This is a genomic window from Novosphingobium umbonatum, assembly GCF_004005905.1.
GTDB lineage: Bacteria > Pseudomonadota > Alphaproteobacteria > Sphingomonadales > Sphingomonadaceae > Novosphingobium > Novosphingobium umbonatum.
The window spans coordinates 233,491-253,629 of the sequence record NZ_SACO01000004.1; the positions used below are offsets into that span (position 1 = coordinate 233,491).

At 62.7% G+C, this 20,139-nt stretch carries 17 protein-coding genes and 2 riboswitches; of the genes, 8 read left to right on the plus strand and 9 right to left on the minus strand.

Annotated features, from left to right (window positions below):
- The first annotated feature begins 10 nt into the window (after positions 1-10).
- Positions 11-2,350: a TonB-dependent receptor gene (locus tag EOE18_RS07420; protein WP_127707795.1), complete on the plus strand. Its 2,340-nt coding sequence runs from the start codon at positions 11-13 to the stop codon at positions 2,348-2,350.
- On the opposite strand, the gene cobU is transcribed toward EOE18_RS07420, so the two are convergent.
- From cobU to EOE18_RS07465, 9 genes are read right to left on the minus strand one after another with little or no spacing between them, the layout of a single operon-like run.
- A complete protein-coding gene (gene cobU / locus EOE18_RS07425; RefSeq protein WP_181953023.1) occupies positions 2,347-2,853 on the minus strand; it encodes a bifunctional adenosylcobinamide kinase/adenosylcobinamide-phosphate guanylyltransferase in 507 nt (168 codons plus the stop codon). The genes EOE18_RS07420 and cobU overlap by 4 nt on opposite strands.
- Positions 2,853-4,310: a cobyric acid synthase gene (locus tag EOE18_RS07430; protein ID WP_127707797.1), complete on the minus strand. Its 1,458-nt coding sequence runs from the start codon at positions 4,308-4,310 to the stop codon at positions 2,853-2,855. The genes cobU and EOE18_RS07430 overlap by 1 nt, the downstream gene beginning before the upstream one ends.
- Entirely contained in the window at positions 4,298-5,230 is a 933-nt protein-coding gene (gene cbiB, locus EOE18_RS07435) for an adenosylcobinamide-phosphate synthase CbiB (RefSeq protein WP_127707799.1), read from the minus strand. Before cbiB ends, EOE18_RS07430 begins: the two co-directional genes overlap by 13 nt.
- Complete coding sequence (locus tag EOE18_RS07440; protein WP_342772647.1) at positions 5,223-6,218, minus strand: aminotransferase class I/II-fold pyridoxal phosphate-dependent enzyme; 996 nt, start codon at positions 6,216-6,218, stop codon at positions 5,223-5,225. The genes cbiB and EOE18_RS07440 overlap by 8 nt, the downstream gene beginning before the upstream one ends.
- Positions 6,215-6,922 carry an adenosylcobinamide-GDP ribazoletransferase gene (locus EOE18_RS07445; RefSeq protein WP_127707801.1) on the minus strand — a complete coding sequence of 236 codons (708 nt, stop codon included), beginning with the start codon at positions 6,920-6,922 and terminating at the stop codon, positions 6,215-6,217. The genes EOE18_RS07440 and EOE18_RS07445 overlap by 4 nt, the downstream gene beginning before the upstream one ends.
- Positions 6,919-7,473, minus strand: a complete 555-nt coding sequence (locus EOE18_RS07450; RefSeq protein WP_127707803.1) for a histidine phosphatase family protein — start codon at positions 7,471-7,473, stop codon at positions 6,919-6,921. The genes EOE18_RS07445 and EOE18_RS07450 overlap by 4 nt, the downstream gene beginning before the upstream one ends.
- The gene (gene cobT, locus EOE18_RS07455; RefSeq protein WP_127707805.1) at positions 7,470-8,483 is read right to left on the minus strand and encodes a nicotinate-nucleotide--dimethylbenzimidazole phosphoribosyltransferase; all 1,014 of its coding nucleotides are present in this window, start codon (positions 8,481-8,483) and stop codon (positions 7,470-7,472) included. The genes EOE18_RS07450 and cobT overlap by 4 nt, the downstream gene beginning before the upstream one ends.
- A complete protein-coding gene (locus tag EOE18_RS07460) occupies positions 8,480-8,878 on the minus strand; it encodes a DUF1636 family protein (RefSeq protein WP_127707807.1) in 399 nt (132 codons plus the stop codon). Before EOE18_RS07460 ends, cobT begins: the two co-directional genes overlap by 4 nt.
- Positions 8,878-10,800, minus strand: a complete 1,923-nt coding sequence (locus EOE18_RS07465) for a TonB-dependent receptor plug domain-containing protein (protein ID WP_127707809.1) — start codon at positions 10,798-10,800, stop codon at positions 8,878-8,880. Before EOE18_RS07465 ends, EOE18_RS07460 begins: the two co-directional genes overlap by 1 nt.
- 168 nt (positions 10,801-10,968) lie before the next feature.
- A riboswitch (cobalamin riboswitch) is annotated at positions 10,969-11,158 on the minus strand.
- A gap of 59 nt (positions 11,159-11,217) precedes the next feature.
- Positions 11,218-11,414, plus strand: a riboswitch (cobalamin riboswitch).
- Positions 11,415-11,584: 170 nt separating this feature from the next.
- Here EOE18_RS07465 and EOE18_RS07470 point away from each other — a divergent pair.
- The 7 genes from EOE18_RS07470 (at position 11,585) to EOE18_RS07500 (ending at position 20,136) form a co-directional block, all read left to right on the plus strand.
- Entirely contained in the window at positions 11,585-12,157 is a 573-nt protein-coding gene (locus EOE18_RS07470) for a hypothetical protein (RefSeq protein WP_127707811.1), read from the plus strand.
- Complete coding sequence (cobO, locus tag EOE18_RS07475) at positions 12,154-12,768, plus strand: cob(I)yrinic acid a,c-diamide adenosyltransferase (protein ID WP_181953024.1); 615 nt, start codon at positions 12,154-12,156, stop codon at positions 12,766-12,768. The genes EOE18_RS07470 and cobO overlap by 4 nt, the downstream gene beginning before the upstream one ends.
- Positions 12,765-14,051: a cobyrinic acid a,c-diamide synthase CobB gene (locus EOE18_RS07480; RefSeq protein WP_127707813.1), complete on the plus strand. Its 1,287-nt coding sequence runs from the start codon at positions 12,765-12,767 to the stop codon at positions 14,049-14,051. Before cobO ends, EOE18_RS07480 begins: the two co-directional genes overlap by 4 nt.
- Positions 14,052-14,171: 120 nt before the next feature.
- Entirely contained in the window at positions 14,172-16,631 is a 2,460-nt protein-coding gene (locus tag EOE18_RS07485; protein WP_127707815.1) for a TonB-dependent receptor, read from the plus strand.
- A 22-nt stretch (positions 16,632-16,653) separates the two neighbouring features.
- Complete coding sequence (locus EOE18_RS07490) at positions 16,654-17,514, plus strand: tyrosine-protein phosphatase (RefSeq protein WP_127707817.1); 861 nt, start codon at positions 16,654-16,656, stop codon at positions 17,512-17,514.
- Positions 17,515-17,568: 54 nt separating this feature from the next.
- Complete coding sequence (locus EOE18_RS07495) at positions 17,569-17,961, plus strand: hypothetical protein (RefSeq protein ID WP_127707819.1); 393 nt, start codon at positions 17,569-17,571, stop codon at positions 17,959-17,961.
- Between the two features lie 129 nt (positions 17,962-18,090).
- The gene (locus EOE18_RS07500; RefSeq protein ID WP_246027314.1) at positions 18,091-20,136 is read left to right on the plus strand and encodes a TonB-dependent receptor; all 2,046 of its coding nucleotides are present in this window, start codon (positions 18,091-18,093) and stop codon (positions 20,134-20,136) included.
- Positions 20,137-20,139: the final 3 nt, after the last annotated feature.

Consider the following 20,139-nt stretch of genomic DNA (forward strand, 5'->3'; position numbering starts at 1 on the left):
GGGTTCGTTCATGCGCCGTCTTTCCCGCTGCCTGCTGGCTGGCGCCAGCCTGCTGCCTTTGGCTCCAGCCCATGCCGAAGAAGCGGCCAATCCGGCCGATATTCTGGTCACCGCGCAAAAGCGTGAGGAAAAGGCGCAGGATGTGCCTTTTGCGCTGAGCGTGGTGTCGCAGTCCACCCTGAACGCTTTAGGCGTATCGGAACTGGGCGAGATGGCCGCCTATGTGCCCGGCCTGCAAATCCAGAAGCAGAGCGCCAGCCAACCCGGCTTTGTCATTCGCGGTATCACCTCCGACAATGGCTCGGCGCAGGCCGGATCGCGGGTGAGCGTCTATTACAATGGCGTCGACATCAGCCGCGCGCGCGGCGCATGGCAGGATCTGTTCGACATGGAACGGATCGAAGTCGCCAAAGGCCCCCAAGCCACCCTGTTTGGCACCGCCGCCGAAGTGGGCGCAGTCTCGATGATCTCCGCCCAACCCCGATCGGGGCTGTCAGGCGCGATCCATGGCACCTATGGCAATTACAACCGCACGCGTATCGATGGCTTTCTCAACGCCGGTAACGACAAGCTGGCGGGGCGCATCGCCTTCTCGCATAAATACCGCCACGGCTATATTCAAAATCTGGCCGCCGGTCAGGATGATCTGAACGGCCAGAACGACTGGAGCGCCCGCGCATCGCTGCGCTGGACGCCCAGCAGCAGGGTGTCGGTGCTGGCCGTCCTCACCTATGATCGCCAACGCGACACCGGAACCTCTTTCACCAGCCTGTCCTATCCCACCTCCGCCGGTGTGGCCGATCCCTTTGCCGCTGCGCAATTGTCAGGCTCGCCCTATGGCGCATCGGTGTTGGGCCAATCCAAGCTGGGGCTGAAACGCCAAGTCTATGACGGCAATGTAACGGCCAATATCGATCTGGGCGGGGGCATCACCTTCACCACCATCAACGCCTATCGCCAGTTCAAAAGTCAGGAAGTGGTCGACGGCGATGGCAGCCGCGCCTTCATGCTGGAATTTGGCGAGGATGCGCAGGGCGAGCAGTTCAACCACGAGGCGCGCCTTCAATTCGAGGCCAAGCGTTGGCATGCGACGTTGGGCTGGAACGTCTTTGTCGAAAACGGCTTTCAAAAGGTCCCCTTTTCCACCGAGGAAGGCACATTTCTGGCCTGCGCCGTCAACAGCAGCTTCGCCAGCCTTCAGGCCGCCCTGCGCGCCTATGGGGTGGGTACGGGCACGTCCTGCGTCAATGGCAATGGCGTGGCCAGCAATGCACTGGGCATGAGCGCGACCTATCTGCTCACCCGTGGCGCAAGGACCAGCTTGCCCTATTCCTCGGTCTATACCAACAAGGGCGTCAACCGCACCTACTCGATGTTTGCCGACAGCACCTGGGCCGCCACGCCCCGTCTGGAACTGACCGCGGGGGCGCGTTTGCTGATCGAGGATCGCAAGTCTTCCTCCAGCAGCATCCAGCCCAATTCGGCCCTATTGGCGCTTTACGGCATTTACACGCCGCTGCTGGGGCTGGCCAACAGCAATGGCGCGGTTCTGACCAGCCAAAAGAGCTTTTCGCCCATTCTGCCGCGCTTCTCCCTGCTCTATCGCCTGCGGGATGGGGTGAACCTCTATGCCACGGCGGCCAAGGGGCGATATTCCCCCGTGGTGCAATTTGCCACCAGCAGCGTCAATGGCACGTTGGTCGCCTCGCCTCAGGTGGTGCCCGCCGAAAGCCTGTGGAATTACGAAATGGGCATCAAGGGCCGCATGGGCGCTTTCAGCGGTTCGCTATCGGCCTTTTATCAGGCCTATGACGGTTTCCAGATCACCGTGACCACCAATGGCATCCCCACCACCCAATCGGCGGGCAAGGCCAACAATCCGGGTATCGAGGCAGAAGGCAGCTGGCAAATCACGCCAGTGCTGTCGGCCAATGGCATGGTCAGCTGGATGAAGGCCCGCATCAATGGCCAAGGTGCCAATGCCGCCTATGCCGGTCAGCGGATGCGGCTCCAGCCCGATTATAGCGCCGCGCTATCGCTCAACCTGCGCGTGCCGGTGGGCGATCGCCTGTTGGCCTATGTGGTGCCCGACTGGACCTATCGCTCCAGCGTGCATTTCGAGATCCCCAACAATCCGGCCACTTCGCAAGCCGCCTATGCCTTGTATAATGCAAGGGCTGGCGTGGAGTTCGGACGCGACCGCCGCTTTGCGCTGGGCGCCTATATCCGCAACATCGGCAACCGCCACTATTGGCTGGATGCGGGGAATATCGGCAGCAGCTTTGGCAATCCCACCTATATTGCGGGCGAACCGCGCCTGTATGGCATGGAGGCCAGCGCCCGTTTCTAGCCCTTGAGCATCAGCGGCAGGCCAGCGGCCAGAAAGGCCACCTCTCCGGCGATTTGCGCGATGGACTGGTTCAACCGACCGGCCTCGTCGCGAAATCGTCGGGCAAGGGCATTGTCCGGCACAATGCCCAGCCCCACCTCATTGGCCACCAGCGCCAAAGGCACAGGGCAATCCTGCACCGCCTGCGCCAATTGCGCGCTGGCCTGCGCCACATTCCTCTCGGCCAGCATCAGGTTGGACAGCCAAAGCGTCAGGCAATCGACCAGAATGGCATCGACCTGCGCCGCACTGGCCATAATCGCGTCGGGCAGATCCAGCGGGGCTTCCACCGTGGCCCAGCGCGGGCCGCGATCGGCGCGGTGCAAGGCGATACGCTGGGCCATCTCGGAGTCAAAGGCCTGCGCGGTGGCAATATAGCATAATTGCCCGGTGAAAGCTTCGATCCGGCTCTGCCCGAAACGGCTTTTGCCTGACCTTGCGCCGCCCAAAATCAACAGCTTCATCAGGCCCCACCCTTCGCCAAAGCGATCAGGCCATCCATATCAAGATGCTGTTCCAATTCTTGCGCAATGGCATCCAAAGCGCGGTCGACGCTGGCGGCATAATCGCGTTCCTGTGACGCCACGCTCAAACGCAACAACAGCGCTTTTCGCAAAGCAGTAGAACCCAGCAGGCCATGGCAATAGGTGCCGATCACCCTGCCGCAGGGGCTGATCGCGCCATCATGCGTGCCATCGTCAAACAGGGCAAAGGGCTGTAAACCATTGCCAACTTGCGTCCGCCCCATATGCATCTCGTAACCGGTGAAACCTGCCCCCAGCGCGCTCCCCCGCACCTCGCGCAGCATTTTGCGATGCCCCATTTCGGTTTCCACATCCAGCAGGCCCAAGCCCGCCACCTCGCGCACATCGCCCTCCAGTCCAGCAGGATCGATCAAACGGTGCCCCAGCATTTGATAGCCCCCGCAAATGCCCAGAATGGCCCCGCCCCGCCGATGATGGGCCAGAATGTCAATGTCCCAGCCCTGTTGGCGCATCGTCTGCATATCGGCCAGACTGGCCTTGGAACCGGGCAAGACGATCAAGCCTGCCTCGACAGGGATCGGACTGCCGGGGGGCACCATCACCACCTCTACATCTTGTTCCATCTTCAACGGGTCCAGATCGTCAAAATTGGCAATGCGCGGCAGGATGGGACAGGCGACCAACAGGCGACCGCTCCTACTATCACGCCTTTTCTCCAGCACCACCGCATCCTCCGACGGCAAGGCCACCGCCTGCCCCAGCCATGGCACCAGCCCGAAACCGCGCCACCCCGACCGGTCCGCGATGGCCTGATAACCATCGGCAAACAAAGCCGGATCGCCGCGAAATTTGTTGATGATAAAGCCATGGATCATCGCGGCATCCTCCGGCTCCAGCACGGCCCTTGTGCCCACCACCGCGGCAATCACCCCGCCACGGTCAATGTCGCCCACCAACACCACCGGCACCTTGGCCGCGCGGGCAAAGCCCATATTGGCGATGTCACCCTCGCGCAGGTTGATCTCGGCCGGAGACCCAGAGCCTTCCACCACCACCATGTCGCAGGCCGCCTGCAATCTTGCGAAACTCTCCAGCACTTCGGGCAACAGGCTGCGCCGCCCCTCGCGGAAATTGGCCGAGCCCAGCGTGCCGCGCACCTGCCCCTGCACGATCAATTGCGACGTGCGGTCGGCCTGGGGCTTCAACAGGACCGGGTTCATGTCTGTATGCAAGGGCACCCGCGCCGCCAAAGCCTGCAAAGCCTGCGCCCGCCCGATCTCGCCGCCTTCGGGCGTGACGGCGGCATTGTTCGACATATTCTGCGGCTTGAACGGCATCACCCGCAAACCGCGATTGGCCAAAGCGCGACAAAGGCCCGCCACCAACAGCGACTTGCCTACGTCCGAACCGGTGCCTTGCAGCATTATCGCAGCCATATTGCCCCCACCATCACCCACAATGCCACGCAGGCCCGCCGATAGATCACCATAGCCCGCGCCAGATCATCCACCCCCGCCCAAGGCCCATCACCCAGCGACGGCTTGTCGCGCATCACCCCGTCATAGCTGATCGGCCCTGCCAGCTTGACACCCAAAGCGCCAGCCATGGCTGCCTCTGGCCATCCGGCATTGGGCGAGGCATGTTTACGGGCATCGCGTCCCATCAACCGCCAGCCACGGCCCGCCACCAAACAGATCAGTGCTCCGGCCAAGCGCGCAGGCACCAGATTGGCCACATCATCCCCCCGCGCCGCTGCCCAGCCAAAATCGCGCAAATCGGGTTCGGGATGGCCGATCAAACTGTCGGCTGTGTTGAGCGCTTTATACATCCACACGCCCGGCAAACCCGCCAGAACCAGCCAGAACAAAGGCGCGACCACCCCGTCACAAAAACTCTCGGCAAGGCTCTCCACACCGGCACGGGCCACGCCATCGGCATCAAGTCGGTCGGTATCCCGCCCGACAATCATCCCGACCGCTTGGCGAGCAACTGGAAGGTCTCTCGCCCGCAAGGGGCGGAGGACCGCCAACACATGATCATGCAGGCTACGCTGCGCCAAGGCGGGCCACGCCAGCAGCACAACACTTATCCAGTGCCAAGGCGCAACCCATCGCCATAGCGCATGCTGAAGCAGCCACGCCACCATTGCGGTCATCCCCAGCAGGGCCAGCACAGCGGCAATCCCCGCCATGCGGCGCTGAAAAGGTGACCAGACGGGCCGGTTGCCCCATTTTTCCGCCCAGCCCAGAAAGCGCGCGAACCACCCCACCGGATGGCCTAGTCGGCGATAGAGACTATCGGGCCACCCCACCGCCGCATCCAGCGCCAAAGCGCCCAAGGCCACCGCCTCAAACATCGCCCAGCGCTTGTTCCAACCGCGCCCAATCCGCCTCCCCCGCCGGAATGCCAAGCCGCAGCCAATCGGGGCGATAGTCAAAGGGGCGGGGCAGGATGTGGTGGCGGGCCAAAGTGGTGAAAATGCGCGGGGCGGCGGCATCCTCGATCAAACGGAAATGAGGGCAATGGCCCAGCGTTTTCCAGCCATGGCAGGCCAACAATTCATCCATCCGCCGCGCACGTCTGGCCAGATCCCGCCGCGCCTGTGCGGTCCAATCGCTATCCCGATAGGCCGCCGCACCATAGGCCAAGGCAGCCGCCCCCAAAGGCCAATCGCCCAGCAACGCCCGCAATTCGTCCAAGACCACGCTTGGCCCCAACACAAAACCAAGCCGCAACCCAGCCCAGCCAAAGAATTTGCCAAAGGAGCGCAACACGATCAATCGGGCCGTATCGCCCACCTGCGCGGCCATTGATATTTCGGGACAAGCATCGGCGAAGGCCTCATCCACCACCAGCCATCCGCGCCTTTGGCTGCATTGTTCCTGCCATACCTGCAATGCCTCAACCGGAAGCATTCGGCCATCAGGGTTGTTTGGATTGGCCAGCAACAGATTGGCGCAACCTTGCGGCAGAGTGGGCGTTAGATCCAGCCAAGCCACCGCATCGGCAAAAACATCACCATGGCTGCGATAGGCTGGCCAGCCATAGGCCGCTCTACCGCCAAGCAAACGCCCCAACAGGCGCATGCCCAATTCGCTGCCCGGAACGGCGCAGCAATGGCGCGGTTCTACCCCGAAATGACGGGCCGCCGCGATTTCCAGTTCGGCCACAGCACCCGCTTCGGGCAGGCGGTGCCAATCGATCGCCTCGACGCCTGATCGCTCCACTGGCCATGGCACAGGGTTGATGCCAGTGGAAAGGTCCAGCCAATCGGAAGCATGGCCGCCATAATCCACCACGGCCTGTGCCAGACCGCCGCCGTGATGGGTAAAATCCGCCATCATCGCCAACACACCAAAGCCAGCAACAAGACCGTTTCGCCCAATTCAATGCCCGCGCCATGACTGTCGCCCGAAATGCCGCCCAAGCGCCGTTTGACGAACCATGCCCAACCGCCCATCAACGGAAAGGCGATGACCAACCATGGCGCCCAATATACGCCGACCAGCAAAAGCAGACCCCAAAGCCCCGCATGCCACCAACGCAAACCATCGCGAAACAGGCTGCCCAGACCTTGATGCAAAGGCGGCAAGGCCAAGGTCCAGACCAAAGGCCCGATACGGGCCGCCGCCGCGATAGGGACCAGCCAAACTGCGTGATCCGGCGATAGATCATGCAACAGCACCAGCTTGGCCAGCAATTGCACCCCGATGGCCACCACCGCAAAACTGCCCACATGGGGATCGGCCAACACATCGCCGATACGGGCGCTGTCTTTATGCGCCGCCCCCAAGGCATCGGCCATATCGCCCAACCCGTCCAGATGCAACGCGCCCGTGACGCCCACCCACACCACCAGCCCCAGCAGCGCCGCCAGCCAAGGCTCCACCATGGCGCCCAGCCTGAATGCCCCCCAGACCGCCAGCCCGACCACCATACCGGCCGCCGGAAACCAGCGGATAGCCGCTGCAAAATCACGCTCGCTGACCTTGATATTGGGCAGCGGCAATCGGGTCATGAATTGCAGGGCAAGGATCAGGGACTTCATCCGCTGAGCCCCGTGATCTGCGCGCCATCGGACCAGATGCGCAGGGATAGCAAGGCGCCATAGCGCAAATGGAAAGCCCAGACCTGCGCATGGTCGAAACCCAACAGCACGCTAAGCGCGGCGCGTATCGCACCGGCATGGGTCACCACCAAGCTGTCCTGCTCCAACGCCTCCAAGGCCGCCGCCACGCGGGCACAAATCTGGCTCCAGCTTTCCCCCTGTGGCGGGGGACAGGCATCGGGATCGGCCCAGAAATGCAGCAAGGCCTCGCTCATATTGGCCGGATCGCATTCCTCCCACACGCCGAAATCCAGCTCTCTCCAGCGCGGATCGACCACCAGCGGCAAGCCCAGATCGGCGGCCACATCCTGCGCTGGCCACAGCGCCCGCGATAGGTCGGAGGACACGACCTGCTCCACGCGCAGACCTTGCGCCCGTTTGCGACAGGCCGCGCGGCCCAAGGGCGTGGGCAGGCTGTCGGTATGACCGATCAGCCTGCCCGCAGCCTCGGGCGCGCCGTGGCGCAACAGGTGGAGCACCCGTGATTTCACAATGGATCGGCCACTTGTGCCTCTGCGAAAGTCGCCATCTCGGCATGGGTGGCCAGCGCCGCACGGACGATCTGGACCGCCAAGGCCGCGCCACTACCCTCGCCCAGACGCAGGTCCAGACGCAGCAATGGCTCCAGCCCCATCGCGGCCAACAACCGCCCATGCGCCGTCTCGGCCGAACAATGGGCGGACAGACAGTGATCGGTCAGCGCCGGTGCCGCAACCACCAAGGGCGCGATGGCCGCACAGCAAATGAAACCGTCCAGCAACACCGGTATCCGCCGCCAGCGCGCCGCAAGGATGGCCCCTGCCATCGCCGCAATCTCGCGCCCGCCCAGCCTGCGCAGGGTTTCAAACGGATCGACACAATCCGCCCCATGCCGCACCAGTGCCGCATCGACCGCCGCCATCTTGCGCGCCACACCCGCATCGTCGATGCCCGTGCCGCGCCCGACCCAATCCTGTCCCGCCCCGCCAAAGGCTTGTGCGCAAAGGGCCGCAGCGGGTGTCGTGTTGCCAATACCCATTTCCCCCACCAACAGCAGATCAGCCGACAGCACCGAAGCTGCCCCTGCCTGCAAGGCGGCAAGACATTCCGCCTCGCTCATGGCGGGCTGGACCGTGATGTCGCCGGTGGGCTGTTCCAGATCAAGCGGCACCACCGACAGGCTGGCCCCGCAGGCGCGGGACAAGGCATTGATCGCCGCCCCGCCGTGGCGGAAATTCTCTACCATCTGCGCCGTAACCTCAGATGGAAAGGCGCTGACCCCTTGCGCCGCAACGCCATGATTGCCCGCAAACACCACCGCCTGAACCGCGTCCAGAGTAGGTATCGCCTGCCCCTGCCAACCGGCCATGAACAGCGCGATGTCCTCCAGCCTGCCCAGCGATCCTGCGGGTTTGGTCAATTGCGCCTGCCGCTCCCGCGCCTGTGCCAGCGCGGTCCCGTCAGGTGCGGGCATGTTATGCAAAGCCGCCAGAAAGGACGCTTTATCGGGAAAGATCGTCATACGGCTACAAATCCTTCGGGCGGGGTGCGGACCAGAAAATGGCCCTTCACCCCGTCATGCCATTGGACATAGGGCACCTGCCCATGCTCGCTCTGCGCGTGGCGGGTGGCAAAATCGAGGATAGCCTCGGCGCTGGCCGCGTCTGGGGCAAAATCGCCCAGCACATAGCCGATGCGACCGGGCGCGCGGATATGCACCACGCAATGGCGCTGACAGGCGAACAGGCAGGGCATTTCCTCCACCTGCACGCCATCATCGCCATCCTGTATCGCCCGAAGGGCCGCGGCCAAAGCCGCTCCCCCCCGTTGACCAGCGTGATCCTCGCGCGCATCGGCGGAGTGGCGGCATGTGCTGCACACCACCACACAAGGGCGGTTTTCCACCGGCCGCAGCATCAGAAATGGCTCCTGAAACCGGCGTAAATGCTGCGCCCAAGCGCGCCATAGCCGCTGGCAGTTTGGTATTGGCGGTCGAAAAGGTTTTCCGCACGGGCATAGACCGTCAGTGCCTCGGCCAGTTTCCATTGGGCGCGCAGATCAAACAGCCAGTAATCGGGCAGGACCACCCCGCCCACGCGGTCCAGACTTGCCCCCGAATAGCGGGCCGCCACATTGGCATTCAAACGCTCCGTTACATCATAGCCCAATTCTACATTGGCCATATGACGCGGCACGCGCGCCAGTTGCTGGCCAAATGTGTTGCCCGCGGTGCGATCCTGCGCGGTGACGATGCTGTAATTGCCGCTGGCGGTCGCGCGGCCCAGCTTGATCGAACCGCCTGCTTCCAGCCCGCGCGCCTGTGCCTGTTTGACATTGGCGTAATAGCCGAAACGGGTGGTGCTGGTGCCCGGCACATAGCAGGCGGCGGGCAGTGTCCCGCTGGTGGGGCAAAAGGCGAAGTCGATCAGGTTCTGCGTCTTGCGTTCAAACCACGTCGCAAAGAACTGCAACCGCTCGTGCAACAGCTTTTGCTGGACACCCACTTCCCATCCCTTGGCCCGTTCGGGTTGCAGGGCGGTGGAGCCATATAGGCTGTAGAGTTGATAAAGCGAGGGGGCCTTAAACCCCTGATCATAGCTGGCGCGCAGCAAAGTGCCGGTGCCCGCCAACTTATAAACCGCGCCCGCGCTCCACACATCATTGCCGCCAAAGCGGGAATGATCGTCATGCCGCAGCCCGCCATTCAAGGTCACACCCTTAACCGGCGTCAGGCGGATCTGGGCATAGAGGCTGTTCAAACTGGCCTGACTGGGCGTCAACGCATGGGGCGCGGTGCTGTCGGCGGGCGAGGCATTGGTCATCTTCTGCTCCTCCCGCTCGGCGCCAAAGGCAAGTTGCAGCAGGGAGGACGGAGTGAGGCTGCCCTGATATTCATAACGGTGGCTCACGCCATCGGCATCGAAATTGAGCACGCGCTTGGTGCGGCGAGGGTCATAATTCTTGCGCGCCGTATCCCCTGTGATCACCGCCAGTCGTTGCACCAACCGCCCATCCAGCAGCCGCAGGTTCAATCCGGCATAGGCGGTCCATTCGCGCTCTGTGCCATAGACGGGGGCATCGCCGGTGGTGCTGTCGAAATCATAGCGCCCATCGGCAAAATAGCCGCGCAGGTCGAGGGTCAGCGCGGGCAACAGGTCATAGGACAAAGTACCGCTGGCCGATTGGCGGCGGCTGCCATCGGCCTCGGTGCCATTGGCGCGGGCCGAAATGCCCTGCGTGGTGAAAGTGGAACCGGCAACACGCCAGTTCAGCCGCTTGCCCTTGCCGCCCAGCCCCGCCCGGGCATAGACGGTCCCGCGTGAACCGCCCTCCAGCGCAAAGCTTTCCTCCAGCGGCTTTTCGGCCCGACGGGTCTGGACCGAGACCACCCCGCCCATGCTGCTGCTGCCCCACAGGATCGCCTGCGGGCCGCGCAGGATTTCGATGCGGGCAATGTCATCGGCAAACAGATTGGCATAATTATAGCCGCCATCAGTGGTCGATGGATCGGCAAGCCGCATCCCATCCACCACCAGCACGCTTTGCCCCGAATTGGCGCCACGGATGCGCAGGGACGTGTCTGTGCCATAGCCGCCATTGCGCGACAGGCTGATGCCCGGTGTGCGCAACAGGATGTCGGACACGGCCAAAGGCTGTTCGCGCTGGATATCGGCCTGTTCGATCACGGTGACGCTGCTGGACACCTGATCGGCCTCGACCGGCATCCGCAAGGCGGTGACCAGAATGGGGGCGCCATCATCGGCGGCAAGGGCGGGGTTGGCGATGATACTGGCCAAACCCAGGGCCAGAGCGGAAACGGGCTTATAGATTTCGGGCATGGAAGTCCCTTCAGATCAGACGGCTCCACCCCGCCAAACCCGAACCACGCGGCACCGCTCCCTGCGGCATAGCGCAACAGGGATCGAGCCGCGCGGGCCATGCCCGGCGGAGCAACTCTGTCGCTATGCGAGGAACATCCTCGTCCGGCCCACACACCCTGTCGGCCCGAAAAACGACAGCGTCAGGCAGGTCTCCTGGCTTGCGGGTCAATGCCGGTCCGACCGCCTTCTCAGGGAGGAAAATCCCCAATGGCATATGGCCGATGGCTCGCCGCTCACAGTTGCAGGGGCAGCCCGGGTCTTGAACCCGTGTTCCCTTTTGATCCCCTCGCGGGGAACCTGTCGCTGCGGGGGCAAGTATCGGTCACAAGTCATAGGCGCAAGGATTTTGTGTTGCGCTCCCCCTTGGCCTGACATATCGGTGAGGGTGCAAAGGGTGCCCGCAAGGGCTTAATCGGGAAGTCCAAATGGCGGTTTTCTGCCATGCGGCGCTGCTCCCGCAACTGTATCCGGCGAGTGTTGTGCCACAGGCCATTGGGGTTCCTCCCCGAGAAGGCGGCACAAGACGCTTGCAGCCGGAAAGTCAGGAAACCGGCCCCTTGCCGTCGTTCTTTCGCGCGGGCGGGATGTACCGGGCGAATGAGGGCCGGACACCCGTTTGGGGCCTACCCTTGGCGAGCGACACCTGTGTGTGCGTTTGGAAGGGGAAGCTGTGTCGAGCAGCCGAGGGGACGAAGTGTGCCCGTCGCAGCCTGCCTGTTCCACCCAATTTCGGAGACTAGTCATGGCTCGCGCCAAATCATTCGACCTGCCCATTTTTGCCGCGCTGGCGGTGGTGATGCTGATCACCCGCAGCCATTCGCTCAGCCAGTTTGTCCACCTGCCCGACACCAGTCTGGCCAGCTTTTTCGTCGCCGGTTTCTACATCCGCTCGCGTCTGGCCATGCCTGCGCTGTTCGCTTTGGGCTTTGCGATTGATGTGGTGGTGATCAAGGGCATGGGCGGTTCGGATTTCTGCTTCACGCCTGCCTATGCGATGCTGCTGCCCGCTTATGGCGTGATGTGGGGCGCAGGGATTTATGCCGCTCGCCTGTTCCGTGCGGGCCTGTCGTCTTTGCCCGCGATCATTGGCTTGTTTGCCGCAGCCGTGCTGGGTTCGGAAATCCTGTCCTCGGGCGGTTTCTATTTCCTCGGCGGGCGTTTTGCCGATCCCTCGCTCTCGGGCTTCATGCCCCGCATCGCCCGCTATTTCCCGATGACCTTGGCCTCGGCGCTGACTTGGGGCGGCTTGGCAGCGCTGTGCCACGGCGTGGCCCATCATGTATTGCGTGATCAGGCGGCAAAGGATCGCGCGTGAGCCTGGACAAGGAAGAAGCCGCCCGCGCCGCCCATAAGGCGCGGACGCAAAAGCACAAGGAAGTGGTGGACGCCAAGATCGCCGCCGCTCAGACCGACAAGGGCCTGCTGCTGGTGCTGACCGGCAATGGCAAGGGCAAATCCTCCAGTGCCTTTGGCATGGTGGCGCGCATGCTGGGCTATGGTCGGCGGGTGGCGATTTTCCAATTCATTAAGGGCGCGGAGAATGTGGGCGAGCGCGCTTTCTTTTCCGCGCTGCCCGGTGTGATCTGGGAAAAATGCGGCGAAGGCTTCACCTGGGAAACCCAGAGCCGCGAACGCGACATTGCCGCCGCCCGCGCCGGTTGGGAAAAGGCCAAGGCCGCCTTGCAGGACCCCGACATTGCCTTGGTGGTGCTGGATGAACTGACCTATCTGGTCACCTATCGCTATCTGGAACTGGAGGAAATCATGCCGGTGCTGGAGGCGCGGCCGCCGATGCAGCATGTGGTGATCACCGGTCGTTCGGCGCATAAAACGCTGGTCGATGCCGCCGATACGGTCAGCGCCATTGCCGATGTCAAACATGCCTTTCGTGATGGCGTGCGCGCGCAGGAAGGCATTGACCGGTGAAGGCGGCTCATTGCCCGACCTTGTTGGTGGCAGCCCCTGCCTCGGGACAGGGCAAGACACTGGTCACCGCCGCCTTGGCCCGCCGCCACAGGCAAGCAGGGCGGCGGGTCAGCGTGTTCAAATGCGGGCCGGATTTTCTGGACCCGATGGTGCTGGAACGTGCCAGCGGGGCGCCTGTCTACCAACTCGATCTGTTCATGCTGGGCGAGGAGCAATGCCGCGCCCAGTTGCACAAGGCGGCGAGCCAATCCGACCTCATCCTGATCGAAGGGGTGATGGGCCTGTTTGACGGTGATCGCAGCGCTGCCGATCTGGCTGCCTTGTTCGGCCTGCCGGTGCTGGCGGTGCTGGACGCCAGCGCGATGGCGCAGAGTTTTGGCGCCTTGGTCCATGGGCTGGCCAGCTATCGCCGTGATGTGCATGTCGCCGCCGTGCTGGCCAATCGCGTGGGCAGCGCCCGCCATGCGCAAATGCTGGAACAAAGCCTGATCGGTAATGTCCAGTGGCTGGGCCATATCCCGCGCGATCCGGCCATTGCCCTGCCCGAAAGGCATCTGGGGCTGGTGCAAGCCGAGGAGATTGCCGATCTGGACGCGCGAATCGACTATGCAGCCAGCCTGTTGCCTGACAATGCCCTGTGGTTGCCGCCATCAGCCCCCTTCCCCGCCCCTGCGCCGCAGAGCAGCGAGAATTTGCTGTCAGGCCGCCGTATCGCCATCGCCCGTGACGCAGCCTTTGCCTTTATCTATCCCGCCAATCTGGACTGGCTGGAGCAGATGGGGGCCAGCCTCCATTTCTTCTCGCCCTTGGTCGACCGCCTGCCCGATTGCGATGCGCTTTGGCTGCCCGGTGGCTATCCCGAATTGCATGGGGACCGGCTGAGCGCCAATAGCGCTCTAACCGCCGACATCCGCGCCCATCATCAGGCTGGAAAGCCGATACTGGCCGAATGTGGGGGGATGCTCGCTTGCCTTGACCGCCTTTATGATGGCCAAGGGCAAGGCTTTGAAATGCTGGGCATCCTCTCTGGCGAGGCGCATATGCAGCCCCGCCTTGCCGCGCTGGGCCTGCAGGCGGTGGCATTCCCAAAGGGCATTTTGCGCGGGCATACTTTCCATTTTTCGCGGCTCTCGACGTGCGTTGAACCCATCGCGCAGGCCACCAACCCCAATGGCGGAGCAGGGGAGGCTATATTCCGGCAAGGCTCGCTGTTGGCCAGCTATGTCCATTTCTATTTCCCGTCCGCCCCCCATGCCGCCGCAGCCTTGTTTTTGGACAATTAGGAAAACTGTCACACAAATGACTGCAAACTGACCGAAATGTGACGCCAATTCGCCACCACCCTGTCACAGGGCGGCGATAGAGGCCGCTCCAACGTCGAATGTTCGACATCGGGGGGTTTTATGCGTCTTTCTATCACTCGCTCGCTTTGCGCGGGCAGCATGTTTGCGTTGGTTCTGGGCCTGTCCTCGGCAGCTGTTGCCTCTGAAGCACCCGCCGCGCCTTCGGCCGCTGGCGATGCCGATCTGGACGCCGGTCTGGAAGTGATCACCGTCACCGCGCAAAAGCGCAGCGAAAATCTGCAAAACACCCCGATCGCCATCTCGGTGCTCAGCGCCAAGGGGCTGGAAAACCGCCATGTCACCTCGCTGCTCGATCTGGGCGATGGCGCGATTCCCAGCCTCAAGGTCGCGCCCTTCTTCTCGCGCCCCGGCGCCTTGATCGTGAACGTGCGCGGCGTGGGCGTGCTGTCCGACTCCAACCAGCCCGCCCGCGATCAGGGCGTGGGCGTCTATGTCGACGGCGTCTATCAGGGCCGCGCGCAAGGGCTGGGCACGGCGCTGTTCGACGTTGAGAATATCGAAGTCTTGAAAGGTCCGCAGGGCACGCTGTTTGGCCGCAACACCGAAGGCGGCGCGGTCAATATCGTGACCAAAAAGCCCAGCGGCACCTATAAGCTGAACGCCACGGCAGGCATCGGCAATTATGGCAGCCACAAGGGCGAAGTGCATCTGGATCTGCCCAGCTTTGCCAATATCGCGCTGAAAATCGACGCGGTCGTGGCCAAGCGCGATCCCTTCGTCGCCAACCCGCTTTCGGGCCAGCTGGGCTTCAATTCCTATGACAAGCGCGGCGTGCATGTCGAAGCCTATTGGAAGCCCAGCGACAGTTTCAGCGCCGATCTTTCGGCCGACAAATCCTATGACGCGACCAGCACGCTTTACCTGCAGCAAATTTCGGCGGGCACCGGCCTGCCTGCCGCCGCTTCGGGCTCGGCTGCCGTGCTGGCCAACACCACCTCGGCCCTGTTCCGCGCCAGCTCCAAGCGCGCCAGCAGCGCCATCGTCGGCGTACCGCAGCAGGCCAGCATCGGCAAAGCCCAGGGCACCCGCCTGTCGCTGGAATGGAAGCCCGCCGACAAGCTGACCCTGCGCTCGATCTCGTCCTATCGCGAGATGACCCAGACGCAATATGACAATGGTTCGGCCGATACCACCCTGCAACAGGCCACCGTCTCCGCAGGCGTAGCCCCCAGCTTTGCCAGCTTCCAGTTTGCGCGCATGAGTCTGGCGCCTTTCCGCCAGAATCAGGTCAGTCAGGAACTGCAGGTCATCGGCGAAATGCCCCGCTTCAAATATCAGGCCGGTGGCCTCTATTATGTCGAACGCGTGCAGGATGCCGCCCAAGCCTTCAACACCATGGCCATGACCAGCGACGTTCTGGGCAGCGCCGCCACCGTGCGTTCGATCAATTATGACGCGCAAACCATCCAGCGCGCCAGCCATGTCAAGACCACCAGCAAGGGCCTCTATGGTCAGGCCACCTATACGCCTGCCCTGCTCAACGATGCCGCGCATCTGACGGTGGGTGCGCGCTGGACCAATGACAAGAAGGAAGGCTCGCTGTTCCTCGTCAATGGCGCGGCGCCGATCGTGCCGGTCAATGGCGTCAATGTGCAGGCGCCGGTGCTGCTCAACGCCTCGTGGTCGCGGGTCGATCCGATGATCAATCTGGCGGTGGATGCCTCGCGCGACGTGCATCTCTATGCCAAGTGGAGCACGGGCTATCGTTCGGGCGGCGCCAATTCGCGCTCGCTGTCCTACCGCGCCTTCAACCCTGAAACGGTGTCGATGTTCGAACTGGGTGCGAAGACCGAGTTCTGGGACCACCGCGCGCGTCTGAACCTTGCCGCCTATGCGGGCAATTACAAGAATATCCAGCTCGACTTCAGCGGCCTGTATGAAGACGTGGTCAATGGCGTGCGCGTGGCCACCACCCGCACCACCACCGACACGGTGAACGCGCCGGGCACCGGCCATTTGAAGGGCTTCGAGGCCGAATTCACGCTGGCCCCCGTCGATGGCCTGACGTTGAGCGCCAGCTATGCCTATAACCATGTCAGCATCCCCGCCACGGTGAACCCCTTCCCGCAGACTGGCGGCGTGTTCATCACCGTGCCCGTGCCGATCTATCAGGTCTACACGCCCGAACATTCGGCCAGCGCCACGCTGGATTATGAAACCAAGGTTGCGCTGGGCGATGCCAAGCTGCGTTTCCACCTCGATGGCAATTATGACTCCGGCTTCTATGCCAATTACACCGACAGCAATTATGACACGGTTACCCGCGAAGTGCGTTACAAGCAGCCCAAGGGCGATGCGGCGCTGATCTTCAATGGCCGGGTGGCTTTGGCCGATGTGGCGGTGGGCGATGCCGGTGCCAAGCTGACCTTTGCGGTCTGGGCGCGCAACCTCTTCAACGAAGAGCATCTGTTCTACAAATCGGGCAGCGCTGCGGCCGGTGTCAGCGGCTTCTTCAATGATCCGCGCACTTTTGGCGGCGAAATCAACATCAAGTTCTGATCTGACTGCAAGGGAAGCTGCCATGCGTTTTTACAGCAAGCTCGCTCTGATTTTGGCCTGCGCATTGGTAGCGCCGGCAGCTTCCCTTTCCGCCCGCCCCGTGGTGGCAGCGCCCGCGCATGAGCGTGTGTTGCCGCTGCAAGGCGGGCGCAATTTCCGCGAGCTTGGCGGTTATCCTGCGGCTGATGGCAAGCATGTGCAATGGGGCAAGCTCTATCGCTCCGGCTCGATGACCGCGCTGACCTCGGAAGATTACGCGGCGCTGGAAAAGCGTGGCATCCGCGTGGTCTGCGATTTCCGCTCGACCGCGGAGCGCAAGGCCGAGCCGGTCAACTGGCCCCATGCAGGTCTGCCCAAAGTGCTGGCCGATGATTATGACATGGACAATGGCCAGTTCCTGCCCAAGGGCGACCCGCGCGCCATCACCGCAGAACAAATCCGCGCGACCATGGCCGCGGCCTATCCCCGCCTATTGGTGCAGTTCAACAGCCAGTATCGCCGGATGTTTGCCGAACTCTTGGCGGGCCACGCCCCGCTGGCCTTCAATTGTTCGGCGGGCAAGGATCGTACCGGCATTGCCGCCGCCCTGTTGCTGACTGCGCTGGGCAGCCCGCGCGAGGTGGTGGTGGCCGATTACATGCTGTCCAACCAGACGCTGGACCCGGCCAAGCTGATGGCGGGGCGCGCCATGGCCAACAGCCCCTTTGCCGCCCTGCCGCCCGAAGCGCTCAAATTGCTGGTCGGCGTGGACCGCTCCTATATCGAGGCAGCTCTGGCCGTGGTCGAGGGGCATAAAGGGGGCACGGCGGGTTATCTGAAAGACGAATTGGGCCTCGGCCCGGTGGAACTGGCCCGCCTGCGCAAGCTTTATCTGGAGCGTTAAACGTCATTTCTACGTGACAGGTCAAGGCGCGTGGTTTAACTCCTTTCGTTATCCATGGGGACTTTACGCGCCTTTCTCCTTGCCCATCGCCCACTGGCCGCCCTGCTGGTGGCTCTGGCTTTATGCGTGAAGGCGCTGGTTCCGACGGGTTATATGCTGGGGACCGATACGCGGACCATCACGGTGCAGATTTGCGCGGACTCGCTGGGCCGTCAAATCATCAAGCAGATCGAGATCGGGCACAAGGACAGCCAGAAGGCCAAGCCTGACACCTCCTGCGCGTTTTCGGGCCTGCATCATGCGGCAATGGGCGGGGCGGACCCGATCCTGTTGGCGCTGGCGCTGTTGTTCATTCTGGCGCTGGGCTTTGCCCCATGGCATGCGCCCCTGCACAAGCGCCTTGCCTATTTGCGCCCGCCTCTGCGCGGGCCGCCTGCGCGGGCCTGATTTAGCCATCCGTTACCTTGCACCTGTCTGATCTACGGTAGCCCTACTGGGGGCTGTTTAGCATCTGTTTCAGACAGGCTCGCGCATGTTGCGTCCAAAATAGGGCGCAAGTTTCCAGAAAGCTGTTTCATGACAATCTCCCCTATGGCGCTGGTCGCCATGATGATGGGCGCCTGCCTCGCGCAATCTGCCCGCGCCGAAGAACCCGCGCCCGCCCAGACCGACACCAGCTTTCACGTCGGTGATCCTATTATCGTGACCGCAAGGGGCATGGCGGGCGCCTCGTCCAATGTCATCACCTCGGTCGACCGTCTGGGCGGCAATTTGGCGCAAAGCGCTAACGTCAATTACGCATGGGAACTGGTCGGGCGCTTGCCCGGTGTTCTGGTCACCAATTTCAACCAGGGCAGCACCAGCGGCAAATTCTCCTTTCGCGGCTTTAATGGCGAGGGCGAGATCAACGCGGTCAAATTGTTGATCGATGGCCTTCCCGCCAACAGCAATGATGGCAATATGCCCTATATCGACATGGTGTTCCCGCTGGACATTGCCGGGATCGAAGTGGTGCGCGGCACCGCCGATCCACGCAGCGGGTTGCATGCCATTGCGGGCAGCGCCAATATGATCACCCGTTCGGGCGGCAATTACATCGATGCCAAGGCCAGCGCGGGCAGCTTTGCCACCTATGAAGGGCAAGTGGCGGTGGGCCATGAGAAAGGCGCTTTCAGCCAGAACTATTCCATCGGCTATCGCGATGCGCAGGGCTATCGTGCCCATGGCGCGCTGGACCGGTTGGCCTTGTCGGGGAAATGGGGTTTTGCGCCGTCCCAATCGCTGAGACTGGGGGCAAGCGCCCGCCATTATATCAGCCATGCGCAAGAGGCTGGCTATCTGACCGGCGCGACGGCTGCGGCTGATCCACGCGCCACCAATGGTTATAATGCCTCCGACGGTGATCGGCGCCTGATGGGGCAATATGGGCTGACGCTGGATGCTGGCCTGTCGGACAGGATCGATTTTTCGGCCAAGGCCTATGCCAATCTGCTGCGCGATGATCGCTATGTCCGCTTTTCCAGCGGCGGTTCACAGCAACGCCGTGTGACAAGCGAAAACCATTATGGCGCGCTGGCCGCCCTGCATTGGCACAGCACACTAGCCGGTATGCCGTTGATGGCGGAAGTTGGCGGGGATTATCAGGCGCAGGACAATGTGTCGCTGCGTTACAACACGCTCAACCGCGTGCCGGTCACCCAGACCCGCGACCAACATTTCATCCTAAATGTGGGCGGCGCCTATCTGCAGGCGATTGTCGAACCGCTGCCATGGTTGAAAATCACCCCCGCTTGGCGATGGGACAAGGTGTCGGGCCATTTTGAAAACCGACTGACCGGCAGCAAAGCGCCGATCAATGATTATGGCACGATCAGCCAGCCCAAAATCTCGCTGGCGGCCACGCCTTTGGATGGCGTCACCCTCTATGGCAATTGGGGCAAGAGTTTCCAGATCGGGGTAGGCTCGGGCGCCTATCTGATCGCGCCGCGCGTGGCCAATCTGGCCCCGTCGATCAACACGGGCTGGGAACTGGGCCTGCGCTATGCCGCCTCCAAGCGCCTCGAGACCCGCATTGCCCTGTGGCAACAAAATGCCTCTGGCGAATTGAAGCGCAAGTTGAACGACCCGACCGGCGACTTTGAAAATCTGGGCGCGACCAGACGGCGCGGGCTGGATATCCAGATCAACGGCAAGCCCGCCGCATCCCTGTCGGCATGGGCCACGGTTTCGTTTCAAAAGGCGGTGATCGTCACCGCCGATCCGGCCACCCCGCAATATGCCGGCAACCAGATCGACCATGTGCCCCAATTCCTGTGGTCGGGCGGGCTGGATTATACCGGCCTGTCACGCCTGCGCCTCTCGCTCTGGGCCAATGGACAGTCCTCCTATTGGCTGACACCCGCCAATAGCGCGGCCAATGGGGGCAAATTTGGCCGCTATCAACTGGTCAATGCCGAAGCAGCCTATCAGGTCCACCCCCATGCCGAGGCGGCGGTTTCGGTCAAGAACCTGTTCAATGGCTATTACGAATATGTCTGGTGGGACACCACCTCGCCCGCGCAACCGCTACATAGCCCTGGCGAAGGACGGGCGGTGACAGTCAGCCTGCGGGTGAAATACTAAGCC

What these genes read in the sequence shown, in the direction of transcription:
- EOE18_RS07445 (WP_127707801.1), bottom strand. Translation starts at nt 6,922, where the DNA reads ATGAAGTCCCTGATCCTTGCCCTGCAATTCATGACCCGATTGCCGCTG.
- EOE18_RS07465 (WP_127707809.1), bottom strand. Translation starts at nt 10,800, where the DNA reads ATGCCCGAAATCTATAAGCCCGTTTCCGCTCTGGCCCTGGGTTTGGCC.
- EOE18_RS07495 (WP_127707819.1), top strand. Translation starts at nt 17,569, where the DNA reads ATGGGGACTTTACGCGCCTTTCTCCTTGCCCATCGCCCACTGGCCGCC.
- EOE18_RS07470 (WP_127707811.1), top strand. Translation starts at nt 11,585, where the DNA reads ATGGCTCGCGCCAAATCATTCGACCTGCCCATTTTTGCCGCGCTGGCG.
- EOE18_RS07490 (WP_127707817.1), top strand. Translation starts at nt 16,654, where the DNA reads ATGCGTTTTTACAGCAAGCTCGCTCTGATTTTGGCCTGCGCATTGGTA.
- cobU (WP_181953023.1), bottom strand. Translation starts at nt 2,853, where the DNA reads ATGAAGCTGTTGATTTTGGGCGGCGCAAGGTCAGGCAAAAGCCGTTTC.
- EOE18_RS07485 (WP_127707815.1), top strand. Translation starts at nt 14,172, where the DNA reads ATGCGTCTTTCTATCACTCGCTCGCTTTGCGCGGGCAGCATGTTTGCG.
- EOE18_RS07440 (WP_342772647.1), bottom strand. Translation starts at nt 6,218, where the DNA reads ATGATGGCGGATTTTACCCATCACGGCGGCGGTCTGGCACAGGCCGTG.
- EOE18_RS07500 (WP_246027314.1), top strand. Translation starts at nt 18,091, where the DNA reads ATGACAATCTCCCCTATGGCGCTGGTCGCCATGATGATGGGCGCCTGC.
- EOE18_RS07430 (WP_127707797.1), bottom strand. Translation starts at nt 4,310, where the DNA reads ATGGCTGCGATAATGCTGCAAGGCACCGGTTCGGACGTAGGCAAGTCG.
- EOE18_RS07460 (WP_127707807.1), bottom strand. Translation starts at nt 8,878, where the DNA reads ATGCTGCGGCCGGTGGAAAACCGCCCTTGTGTGGTGGTGTGCAGCACA.
- cbiB (WP_127707799.1), bottom strand. Translation starts at nt 5,230, where the DNA reads ATGTTTGAGGCGGTGGCCTTGGGCGCTTTGGCGCTGGATGCGGCGGTG.
- EOE18_RS07420 (WP_127707795.1), top strand. Translation starts at nt 11, where the DNA reads ATGCGCCGTCTTTCCCGCTGCCTGCTGGCTGGCGCCAGCCTGCTGCCT.
- cobT (WP_127707805.1), bottom strand. Translation starts at nt 8,483, where the DNA reads ATGACGATCTTTCCCGATAAAGCGTCCTTTCTGGCGGCTTTGCATAAC.